The 12,522-nt window shown below is 35.6% G+C and carries 10 protein-coding genes; all 10 read left to right on the top strand.

Annotated features, from left to right (window positions below; genetic code table 11):
• The first annotated feature begins 13 nt into the window (after positions 1-13).
• Positions 14-2,116 (top strand): phage tail sheath C-terminal domain-containing protein, encoded by a 2,103-nt coding sequence (locus tag NU08_RS12935; RefSeq protein ID WP_129747600.1) that lies wholly within the window; start codon positions 14-16, stop codon positions 2,114-2,116.
• A 27-nt stretch (positions 2,117-2,143) separates the two neighbouring features.
• The gene (locus tag NU08_RS12930; protein WP_008463601.1) at positions 2,144-2,572 is read left to right on the top strand and encodes a phage tail protein; all 429 of its coding nucleotides are present in this window, start codon (positions 2,144-2,146) and stop codon (positions 2,570-2,572) included.
• A 2-nt stretch (positions 2,573-2,574) separates the two neighbouring features.
• The gene (locus NU08_RS12925) at positions 2,575-3,021 is read left to right on the top strand and encodes a phage tail protein (RefSeq protein ID WP_066034800.1); all 447 of its coding nucleotides are present in this window, start codon (positions 2,575-2,577) and stop codon (positions 3,019-3,021) included.
• Between the two features lie 7 nt (positions 3,022-3,028).
• Entirely contained in the window at positions 3,029-3,193 is a 165-nt protein-coding gene (locus NU08_RS22340) for a DUF5908 family protein (RefSeq protein WP_165352453.1), read from the top strand.
• A 1-nt stretch (position 3,194) separates the two neighbouring features.
• Positions 3,195-3,884, top strand: a complete 690-nt coding sequence (locus tag NU08_RS12920; RefSeq protein WP_129747598.1) for a CIS tube protein — start codon at positions 3,195-3,197, stop codon at positions 3,882-3,884.
• Entirely contained in the window at positions 3,885-5,630 is a 1,746-nt protein-coding gene (gene vgrG, locus NU08_RS12915; RefSeq protein WP_129747596.1) for a type VI secretion system tip protein VgrG, read from the top strand. It abuts the gene before it with no gap.
• 63 nt (positions 5,631-5,693) lie between these two features.
• Positions 5,694-5,984 (top strand): PAAR domain-containing protein, encoded by a 291-nt coding sequence (locus NU08_RS12910; RefSeq protein WP_129747594.1) that lies wholly within the window; start codon positions 5,694-5,696, stop codon positions 5,982-5,984.
• A gap of 2 nt (positions 5,985-5,986) precedes the next feature.
• On the top strand, positions 5,987-6,397 hold the full coding sequence (locus tag NU08_RS12905) for a GPW/gp25 family protein (protein WP_008463594.1): 411 nt from the start codon (positions 5,987-5,989) through the stop codon (positions 6,395-6,397).
• A gap of 13 nt (positions 6,398-6,410) precedes the next feature.
• A complete protein-coding gene (locus NU08_RS12900) occupies positions 6,411-9,830 on the top strand; it encodes a baseplate J/gp47 family protein (RefSeq protein ID WP_129747592.1) in 3,420 nt (1,139 codons plus the stop codon).
• A complete protein-coding gene (locus NU08_RS12895; protein ID WP_129747590.1) occupies positions 9,818-12,520 on the top strand; it encodes a hypothetical protein in 2,703 nt (900 codons plus the stop codon). Before NU08_RS12900 ends, NU08_RS12895 begins: the two co-directional genes overlap by 13 nt.
• Positions 12,521-12,522: the final 2 nt, after the last annotated feature.

Below are 12,522 nucleotides of genomic sequence, written 5' to 3'. Positions count from 1 at the left end.
AAACAAATCAATTATGGCAACAACTTACAAAACGCCTGGAGTATATGTTGAGGAAATCGTAAAGTTCCCTCCTTCTGTTGCCCAGGTAGAGACAGCGATTCCGTGTTTTATTGGCTATACTGAAAAAGCCACGAATAAGATTAATGGAGATTTGAAATTAAAACCGACAAGAATAACATCTCTTTTAGAATATGAGCGTTTTTTTGGCTTTGCAAAACCAGAGACAACAATTAGCGTAACCATTAATGATGTTTCAACTGAAAATGGAGACACAAGATCTATTGTTGTAGATCAGCCAACTGCAAAACAGCCTTTTTTGATGTATTATTCATTGCAGCTGTTCTTTGCAAATGGCGGTGGTCCTTGCTACATTATTTCGGTTGGGCGTTATGGAAATGATTTAGATGAAGAAGACACTCCAGTTACATCAATCAATAGCATTGCTAAATTGGCTGAAGGACTGACAGAATTAGAAAAAGTAGACGAACCAACTTTAATTCTTTTTCCAGATGCAACGCAAGTAAGCGGAATAGATAAAGCTAATTTCTACGGATTATATAATAGCGCATTAATGCAATGCCAAAATCTTCAGGATAGATTTACCATAATAGATACTTTAAGTTATGATGAATCTAGCCCAACAGATCCAAATATAGATGATTTAAGAGGTGTAATAAGTGCCGAAAAAGACACTGTTAAATATGGCGCTGCTTACTATCCTCACTTAGAAACCATCTTGGACTATGCATTTGACAGCAGTAAAATTATATTAAAACATTACTCCTTTACGGCAAATGCATATGATCAAATTGCTGTGGGACTAGAACCAATTGAAAATGTAACGACAGGAATTGATGCAACTGTAGCCAAATTGGTCGATGTTACTGCCATTGCACCTATTAATATTTCTGGACAAATAAGCGATTTATTTTTACAGATGTACAGTAATGATGCAACTGGTTTTGATTTAGGAGGAACTTTCGTTAGCAACCCTGCCAAAAAAACTGCTTTCATGACTAAGCTAAATGATTTGCTTACTTCTTTAGAAACGTTATCTCTTTTAAGAAATTCGCTAAACGACGAAGCTAATGCAGCTATCAGTACAATATCTGATGAAGATGCAGTTATTGCAAATAACATTACAAGTGCTTTGACGGCATTTAATGCAAATTTTGCCGCTCCAAATAAAATTGACTCTGTATATAAAAACTTAAAAACATTAAAGAAAAAAATACAGGACGAAAACGCACCAACAAAAATGCTTAAAATTATATCAACTGATGCTGTAAGTTTTGACAAGGAATTAAAAAAACTGGTAGACTATACCGATTTGAATACTCAAACCGATATTACTTTAGTTACAAATAATTTTTCAGACATTAAAGCAAACCTGCTTACCCTTTTAAATGCTATCAAATCTGTGAGTGGAAAAGATGTAAACAATGGAGCATTAAACGGAAGAAAATTAAGCACTTTAGAAACTATCGATAATGTGACTTTCAACAAAATCCTCACTGAAATTTACAACTTGCCAATAACTCTTCCGCCAAGCTCTGCTATTGCTGGGGTTTATGCGAGAGTTGACAGAGACAGAGGCGTTTGGAAAGCTCCTGCTAATGTAAGTTTGAACTATGTTATAAAACCAACAGTTAAAATAACTAATACCATACAGGACAACTTAAATGTTGATACTGTTGGTGGTAAATCTATAAATGCTATCAGAACATTTACCGGCAAAGGAACCTTGGTTTGGGGGTCAAGAACCTTAGCCGGTAACGATAGTGAATGGCGTTATGTACCCGTTCGCCGCTTCTTTAATATGGCTGAAGAATCTATTAAAAAAGCAACCGAACAGTTTGTTTTTGAACCTAACGATGCCAATACTTGGATAAGAGTTAGAGCTATGATTGAGAATTTCTTAATTCTTCAATGGAGAGCTGGAGCTTTGGCTGGAGCAAAACCAGAACAAGCATTTTACGTAAGAATCGGTCTGGGTCAAACCATGTCTGCAATGGATATTTTAGACGGTAAAATGATTATCGAAATTGGTATGGCAGTAGTCCGTCCAGCTGAGTTCATCATTCTTCGTTTCTCACACAAAATGCAGGAATCTTAATTAAAACATCATTAAAAAATATAAATCATGAGTTATCCGTTATCAAAGTTTCATTTCTCAGTTGACTGGGGTGGAACAAAAATAGGCTTTACAGAAGTTTCCGGATTAGATGTAGAAACTGAAGTTATTGAGTACCGTCAGGGCGCTAGTCCAGAGTACAGTAAAATCAAGATGCCTGGCATGCAAAAGTTCTCTAACATTACGATGAAAAGAGGCACTTTTAAAAGCGACAATGAATACTACGCTTGGTGGAATACAGTAAAACTAAACACCATCGAAAGAAGAGATATTACCATCAAATTGCTTAACGAAGAACACGAACCAGTGATTACTTGGAAAGTAAAAAATGCATGGCCAACAAAAGTGCAGTCAACTGATTTAAAAGCTGATGGAAACGAAGTAGCCATCGAATCTATTGAATTGGTTCACGAAGGTTTATCTATTCAAAATGACTAATCATGGCTAATTATTATCCACCCGTAGGTTTTCATTTTCTGGTTGAATTTGACCAACTAGGCACAAAAGAAAAAGACCATCAATTTCAGTCGGTATCAGGGCTTTCTGTAGATCTTGAGACAGAAGAATTTGTTGAGGGTGGAGAAAACAGATTCAAACACAAACTTCCTGTAAAAACCAAATATCCTAATTTGGTTTTAAAAAGAGGAATTCTTATTGATTCTGATGTAATTGAATGGTGCAGAAAAGCAATTGAAAACTTCGAATTTAAGCCCGTTGATTTAACCGTAAAACTCTTGAATCAAGATCACGAACCGTTAATGCATTGGAAAGTGGTACATGCTTATCCAGTAAAATGGGCTGTTGAAGATTTCAGTGCTTTAGAAAGCAAAATTGTTGTTGAAAGCTTTGAGCTTGCTTATAATCATTTCACCCTTCATAAAAAATAATATAGCGATGCCAATTGAAATCAAAGAGCTTCACATTAAAATAAATGTGAACGAAAGTCCAAGTTCGGGTGCAAAACCAGCTTCATCATCCTCTTCTTCTTCAGAAAAAGATAATGTAGCTGAATGTGTCGAGCAAGTAATGAAGATCATTGAACGAAAAAAAGAACGCTGATATGACAACTGGTGAATTAAAAAAACTGAAGATTATTGCCTATAGCGATCCACAATTCAATAGTCCCATTTCGGATATTGAAGAGTTCGTTACTTTGATGAATCCCGAGAAATATACTTTTCATTACAAAATCGAGCAAGATACAACTCGAGCCGCTGGAACGAGCAGTCCTGCACCAAGGTTTACAGCGATTGCTCCAGAGGAATTAGAATTGGATTTTGTTTTTGATCGAACTGGAGTTATTGCCGGCAAAGAAAGCACTGAAAATGGTGTTATTGAAGACATTGAGCATTTTAGAAAAGTAATTTTAGAATATAACGGTACAGAACATAAGCCAAATTATTTAAAAATTGCTTGGGGAAGCCTGCTGTTTAAAGGATCTCTCACCGAAATGACCATTGAATACAAACTTTTCAGGCCAGACGGAACGCCAATTAGAGCTATTGCAAAAGGAAAATTCAAAGGAGTTGTGGAAGATGAGTTAAGAGCCAAACAGCAGAACAATCAATCTCCTGATTTAACACACACTAGAACTGTAAAAGCGGGAGATACGCTTCCGCTAATGTCTTTTAAAATCTACGGCGATTCAAAATATTATCTCGAAGTAGCAAGAGCCAACAAGCTTATCAATTTCAGAAAATTAAAAATTGGTCAAAAAATATTTTTCCCTCCACTACAAAAACAACAGTAGATGAACAATAGCGACGTCATACAAACCAGTAAAAGTGCCGATTTAGTAACGCACAAATTGCTCATTGAGGGAACTGAGCTGTCTGGTGTTTACCAGATAATGAGCATTGTAGTTCATAATGAGGTGAACAGGATACCTATGGCGCAGATTATTTTGACTGATGGAGATGCTGCTTCTAGAGATTTTAAATTAAGTAATGAAGATTTGCTCATTCCGGGTAAAAAGATAGAAATAAAAGCAGGTTATCACAGTGACGAAGAAACTATTTACAAAGGAATCGTGGTAAAACATTCTATAAAAATAAAAGACAATTCGTCCTTGTTGATTGTAGAATGCAAAGACGAAGCCGTAAAATTGACTATCGGCAGAAAGAGCAAATATTTTTATGATGTAAAAGACAGTGATGCTTTTGAAGATATTATTGGCACTTACGGCTTGCAAAAAGATGTAGAAAGTACAAATTATAGCCACAAAGAGTTAGTGCAGTACAATACTTCTGACTGGGATTTTATTGTCTCACGTGCACAGACTAATGGAAAATTATGTTTTGTTGAAAATGGCAAAATCTCGGTAAAAAAACCCGATTTGGCTTCAGAATCAGTTGAAACAGTTGCTTTTGGCGCCACAATGCTCGATTTTGATGCCGAAATTGATGCTCGAAATCAGTTTGCTAAAGTTTCATCTTACAGCTGGAATGCATCCAATCAGGAATTATTAGAAATTGAAGCTAAAGATCCGAGTGTAAGTCTAAACGGAAATTTATCTGCTTCGGATTTATCCGATATCGTAAAGCTTGAAAATCTAGAATTGCGTCACGGCGGTCATGTTACCGATACCGAATTGCAAGATTGGGCTGATGCTAAATTATTATTTCAACAGCTGTCAAAAGTTCGCGGAAGAGTTAAATTTCAAGGTATTCCTGCTGTAAAACCCAATACCATTATCACACTTGAAGGTGTTGGAGACCGCTTTAATGGCAAAGCATACGTTACTGGAGTTTTCCATGAAATAGCAAATGGTAACTGGACTGTAAATGTGCAGTTTGGATTAAATCCTGAATGGTTTTCTGAAACGTATGATGTCAATACGCCATCGGCTTCTGGAATAATTCCGTCCATAAAAGGACTTCATATTGGTATTGTAACACAGCTTCAAGACGATCCTGATGGCGAGGACAGAATTTTGGTCAAAATCCCAATCATCAATAACGAAGAACAGGGCATTTGGTGCAGAGTCGCAGCATTAGACGCAGGTGACAACAGAGGCACATTTTTTAGGCCAGAAATTGAAGACGAGGTGATTATTGGCTTCATCAATGAAGATCCCAATGATGCTATTGTTTTAGGAATGCTCCACAGCAGTGCAAAACCTGCTCCGCTAAAAGCATCAGACGATAACCATCAAAAAGGGATTTTTACAAGAAGTGAAATGAAAGTGCTCTTTGACGATGAGAAAAAATCAATAGCTATTGAAACTCCGGCAGGAAAAAAAATAACGCTAGATGAAGACAAAGGATCTATAGTGGTTGAAGACGAAAATTCAAATGTGATTACAATTGACAGCGCAGGAATAAAAATGGAAAGCGCAGGCGATATTTCAATAAAAGCAACAGGAGATGTAAAAATTGAAGGCACCAATGTAAACTTAAAAGCAACTGCCCAATTTAAAGCCGAAGGAAATGCTGGAGCAGAAATGTCATCGGCTGCAGTAGCGATTGTAAAAGGCAGCATTGTTCAGATTAACTAACTCATTATCTGAACTATATTACCAAAAACTTAAACAAAAGGTTAACTATAAAAAATAGTAGTTATGGGAGCACCAGCCGCAAGAATTAACGACATGCATGTTTGCCCAATGGTAACGGGAACTGTGCCTCATGTCGGAGGACCAATATTACCTCCAGGTTCGCCTACAGTATTAATAGGCGGTCAACCTGCAGCTTGTTTAGGAGATATGATTGTTTGCACAGGACCACCAGATAGTATTATAGCTGGTTCAAGCACAGTGCTGATTGGAGGAAAACCAGCCGCAAGAATGGGAGATTCAACTGCGCATGGCGGAACAATTGTATTGGGATGTGCAACTGTTTTAATAGGCTGATTATGGAAAATAAAGAAGCTTTTTTAGGAACGGGATGGAGTTTTCCGCCAGAGTTCAAAAAGAACAATAAAGCAGTCGTAATGACATCTGACGAAGCAGATATCAAAAGCAGTCTAGAAATACTGCTTTCTACCAAAATCGGCGAGCGCATTATGCTTCCCAGATACGGTTGTAACATGGATGAACTGCTTTTTGAAACATTAGACAGAACACTCAAAACTTATGTTTCAGAACTTATAAAAACGGCGATTTTATATTACGAACCGCGAATTGATGTTGAAAAAATCGATATCACGCAAAGTGATGATTTAGAAGGAGAATTATTAGTCATAATTGATTACAAAATAAGAAGTACAAACTCAAGAAGCAATCTTGTTTATCCTTTTTACAAAGAAGAAGGCACTAATGTTTAAAAGTTTATAAGCTATGAGCACTAACGGCAGCCAAATAGACAATGTTATTTTTAAAAGAAATGGAGTTAATCAGGAAGAACGCTTTAGTGACGCACTAGAGCCAAGCAACCTGAAACTTCATGATTTTACTATTGAAGACTGGCTGTTATTTGCTTATAATTTAGCCAAAGAGGTCAACTTTTTCGACATAAATAACGATACAAAACCAGAAGGAAATTGGCAGGAGTTTTTTAATTATTTTGGCTTCTCACAAGAAAATCTTCCAAATGGCATCATCCCGAAAAGAACGGAAAGCCAATATGCCGTTTTAAAAGAAAAAATCACCAAAACATTATCGACTGCCCAAATAAATCAAGACCTTACACCTCACCTAACCTTGTTTGTGTGCTTCTTGAAATTATTGGAATTATCCCAAAACAAACTTAATCTCATTACCAAGAAGCATTTAGATTTCTTCTACAAAGACATACTTCAAATTGAGAAACTGCCTGCAAAAGCAGATAAAGTCAATATCATTTTTGAACTGGCAAAAAAAGTCGCTGAAGAAAAAATTGCCGTAAACACAGAACTTGACGCAGGAAAAGATCCCGATGGCAAAAAATTAATCTATAAAACCACAGAAGAGTTTATTGCTAACAAAGCCAATATAGCATATTTAAAAAGTGTATATAATGACGTTGATCGAGGCGAAATAAAATACAGCGAAATTGCCAATTCTCTAGACGGAAAAGGCGAACCTTTAAAAGAAGATTCTCCTTACTGGTTTCCTTTTGGATATACTTCCAATGAAGAAAAATATCCAGAATTAGACGATGCCAAATTGGGTTTTGCAATAGCTTCAGAATTATTTAATCTTAAAGAAGGCGACAGAAACATTGACATTACAATTGCTTTTGATGAGGCTTTGGCTTTTCATCATCCGCTAAATGCTGATGATCTTTTGGATAATATCAGCATTCTATATAGCGGAAAAAAAGGATGGGTTGGCGGTTTTAAACTTAGCGATAGCCTTGATTTTAAAACTGCAAATTTATCTTCCAGCATTAGCAGCAACCAATTAAAACTGGTTTTTCAAATATCAAAAGACAATCCTGCAATTGTTAACTATGATCAGAAAGTTTTGGGGGAATTTTTCTCTACAGAACTGCCTATAATTCGATTTTTAATTAATACAGAAGATCCAAAAGGTCATACTCTTTTTAGAAGTCTTGTTACAAAACCTATAACTAGTGTTAAAGTAAAAGTTGAGGTTAAGGATGTAAAATCTTTAGTATTAGAAAGCGACACCGGTCTGCTTAATGCTGCAAAACCTTTTTTCCCTTTTACAACTCAACCCGAAAAAAATAGTTCATTTATAATCAACTATCCTGAGATTTTTTCTAAAAAATGGACTGACGCGTATATTAACATAAAGTGGAAAAATACTCCTTTATCGTTTGTAACTCATTATGCTGCTTACAAAAATAGTTTCCTTGAAACCATAAGCAAACAAAGTTTTATTGATGCCATTTTCATCAAGGATAGCGTTAAAAAAATGATGAATGCCAACCAGCCAGAAGATGGAATTGCAAAAAAAAACAATTCGGAAATAAAAGCTCCTGTCGTAGAAATTAATGATACAATTGAAGCTGTTGAAGAAACACCCCACGCGCCTGAAATAGACCCAGACGGTGGAATTGTTGTAGAAGATTATTTTAAGGCAACCTTATCAGTTTTAAACAAAGAAGTTTGGAACGAACAAGATAAAAAAGTCAATTTATTTGACGCTGATGATGAGAAAGATAATGCATTCGAATCGAATATCAATGTAAAAGGAAACTATGAACTTGGTAAAAGCGGTCCCATTCGATTGACCCTAAATCAGTCATTTTTGCATTCGTTATTTCCAAAAATATACACTTTGGCGATAATGAATGTGGAGAAAGAGCCAACAACGCCTATTCCAAATCAACCTTACACCCCTGTTGTAGAAAGCATAAGTCTGGATTATTCTGCTGAGGAAACTATTGACTTTGCCGTTTCTGCGTACGAATCTAATCGAATAAAACTATTTCATGAAGCTCCTTTTGGTCAACAGGAAGAACATTCATATTTGAAACAGCAAGCCATCAATAATGAAATTTTGGATCCTTCCACTCCAATTACCAATTGTCTGGTTCCTGATTATTGCAATGGAGGCGAATTTTACATAGGTCTTCAAGATGCCGAAATATTACAACAGATTTCATTATTATTTCAAATATTAGAAGGAAGCGAAAACACCAAAGTACCCACTTTTACAGGAAAACAAAAAGTAGAATGGTACATATTGTGCGATAATTATTGGAAAAATCTTGATAAGGATATTTTAGCAAATGGCATAGATAACTTCTTAAAATCTGGTATCGTAAAATTTGGCATTCCAAAACAGGCGACTAATGACAATACGCTGTTTCCAGCCAATACTATTTGGATAAAAGCAAAAATGCACAAAGCCTATGATGCTGTTTGCAAAGTTATCGATGTAAAAACTAGAGTTGTTACCGCCCAGTTTTTTGATAATAACAACAATCTAGCCCATTTAGACAGCACATTACCTGCTAAAACAATATCTAAATTAATTACTAGAGTTCCGCAGATTAAAAGCGTTGAACAGCCTTTTAATTCGTTTGATGGAAAACCATTAGAGTCTGATGCTTCCTATTATCTGCGTGTAAGCGAACGTTTGCGCCACAAAAACAGAGCGATAACACTTTGGGATTATGAGCATCTTATTTTACAGGAATTTCCAAGTGTTTTTAGAGTAAAATGCCTTAACCATACTTTTATTTCGGGCACAGAAACCTCGTTTTTATCTCCAGGAAAAGTAACGCTAGTCGTAATTCCAGATATCGTAGACAAAAATGTATTCGATATTTATGAGCCAAGAGTTAGTACAGCCACATTAAACAGCATTGAGAGCTTTATTAACTCCAAAAACTCCATGTTAGTGTCTGCAAAAGTAATTAACCCTGATTATGAAAAGGTTATAATCAAATTAGGTGTGAAATTTTATCCAGAATACGATGAGAATTTCTATAAAAAACAGCTCAACGAAGATCTTATTAAATTTTTATCGCCTTGGGCATTTGACACTTCAAAACAAATCATATTTGGAGTTGAGCTGCAACGAAGCATTGTTATAGAATACATCGAAAATTTATATTACGTAGATTTTTTATCTACTCTGGAAATGGCGATATACATTGACAAAAAAACAAATAAGGATAATCCTCAGCCATTAGAAGACACAGAAAATAATGAAGCCAATGTTCCTCTTTTGGACTTTCAAACCACTTTGTCTCCATCAAGTCCAAAAAACATTTTAGTCTCTGTTAAAAACCATATTGTCAGCACCAACATCATAACCTGTAAACCAACAACCCACGAAGAACCTGAAAAATGTCGCTACTAAATCAACATATCACCATTCCTAAAAAATCATCTTCAGAGGACGATTTGGATTTCTTTTATCTAAGAAAAAAAGGAATCGAATACATCGAGTCTTTTGGCAGTAAATTCTGGACCGATTTTAATGAGCATGATCCTGGTATTACAATGCTGGAAATGCTTTCTTATGCCATTTCAGATTTGGGCATGAGACTTAATCTTCCTATAGAAAATATACTAGCATCTGATGACATCAATAAAGGCATTCCAAAGCAGTTTTTTAAAGCCTCAGAGGTATTATCTTCTAGCCCTGTTACGCAAAATGATTACCGAAAACTATTTATAGACATAAAAGGAGTTAGAAATTGCTGGCTCGCCAAACACGAGAAAAAGGTTTATGTAGACTGCAAAAAAAATCAGCTTTCTTATGATGTTAAGGATTATAATAATCTACCAGATAACCTAAGAAAATCTTTTGAGCTAAATGGTTTATATGATTTGTATGTAGATTTCGAAAGTTCAAAACCATCAGAAATAGAAGCTGTTAAAGAAAAAATAAGAAAGCAGTATCATGCCAACAGAAACCTTTGCGAAGATCTTGTCGATATCAAAAAAGTAGTAGATTATCCCATCAAAATCTGCGCAGATATTGAAGTAAATACCGAAGCCGATGAAGAATTGGTTCATGCCAATGTTCTTCATGCTCTTGAAAGTTACTTATCGACAACGGTCAATTTTTATTCGTTAAAACAAATGATTGACAAAGGATATTCGACTTTGGAAATTTTTGATGGTCCATCTTTAGAGAATGGTTTCATTGATACCAAAGAATTGCTTACCGCAGATTTGAGAAATGAAGTGCGTCTTTCAGATATCATGAGAATCATCATGTCGGTGCCAGATGTAATCTTAATTAAAGATATTTCTTTAGGAAACTGCAATGGTGATGACTTGGAAAACAAATGGCTTATCTGCCTTGCGCCTTATCAAAAACCAGTTATTTGTGTCAAAAGTGTTTTCAATTACAACAAAGGATTATTGCCTCTGAATATCAATCAGGCTCAAGTAAAAATTTATTTAGATGCCATAAAAGCCGAAAAAGACAAAGCTACAACCAACGCCAGCCAGAATAAAGAATTAGAAATACCAAATGGCGAATACCTCAACACCGATTTTTATACCACCATACAAAATGATTTTCCTGAAACTTATGGAATTGGCGAAGTAGGTCTTCCAACCCGAGCATCTGTTGAACGTAAATCCAAAGCAAAACAATTAAAAGGATATCTTTTATTTTTTGATCAGATATTAGGGAGTTATTTTAAGCAATTAGGTCAGGTAAGCGAATTGCTTTCGGTAAGCGGAAATTTGACCCGAACTCTTTTTACTCAAGTCGTAAAAGATATTGAAGGCGCGAATGACATTGTTGACGGATATGATAATTACACTGACGACAGCATTACAGAACTGCTTTTTGACCAACAGGACAATAATATTGAACGCAGAAATAAAATTTTAGACCATCTCTTGTCTCGTTTCGCCGAAAACTTTTCAGAATATGTTTTTGTCAATAAAACCATTTACGGCAATACTACAGATCAGGTCGTATTGCGCGACAAAGAAAACTTTTTGAAAGATTATAAAGTCGTAAGCAAAGAGCGTGGTAATGCTTTTGATTATTACAAACAGACTATTGCCAATTTATGGAATACGAATAATGTTTCGGGAGCAGAAAAAAGGATTTCGAGACTTATTGGTATTAAAGATTACAGCCGCAGAAATCTTTCCAATTCGTTTGTCCAGATGTACAATTTTATTGATACAGACAATCAATCGGTTTATAGATGGCGTATTGTGGACAAGAATAATGAAATTGTACTTTCTTCAACAGCAGAATACTTTGACACTTCTGCTGCAAATAAAGAGCTTTATTTTGCTGTATTACAGATTATTCAGACTCGAGAATATAAAATAAAAGAGGCTTTTAAAAACGGTACAGTAAAAGACTTAACTATTATCGATAATATTTTGATTCAGCAGTCAGACGCTGGAAAATACTCTTATGACATCATAAATCCAGTAATTGATGACAAGAAAAATCCAGACCGCATTATTGCCCGAAGATTTGAATACTATAATAATCTAGCAGATTTAGAAAAATCGATCCTGGATTTGATTCAATTCATGAAAGAAGATTTTACCGAAGAAGGAATGTTTTTGGTAGAACACATGATGCTTCGTCCAGATGTAAACCAGACGACAGTAAATCCAGATACTTTCATGCCGATCTGCGCCGAAGAGTGTGGCGATTGCGAACCAGTAGATCCTTACTCCTACCGCGTGAGCGTAGTGTTGCCAGGATATACATTGCGATTTGCCAATACCGATTTTAGAAATTATATAGAAAAAATAATCAAGGAAGAATTGCCAGCTCATGTTCTAGCAAAAGTATGTTGGATTGGATATCGGGAAAAAGATGTGAAAGACCCCGCAGAAAACCAGCTCGTTCAATTTGAAAAAAACTACAAAGACTATTTATTCGCCAAAACCGATTTGAATCAAGAACAGCCAGAACCGCAATTAATCAGTTTTATTAAATCACTAACCAGTCTGGACAATGTTTACCCAACAGGACGTCTATTTGACTGCAGTGATGAAAACGAACGATTGTCAGATAAAATTATACTAGGAAAAACGAATTTAGGATCACTATAAAA

This window comes from Flavobacterium anhuiense (assembly GCF_004151235.1).
Lineage (GTDB): Bacteria > Bacteroidota > Bacteroidia > Flavobacteriales > Flavobacteriaceae > Flavobacterium > Flavobacterium anhuiense_A.
Note: the sequence above shows the minus strand (reverse complement) of the source record. Positions and strands in the feature narration are given on the sequence as shown.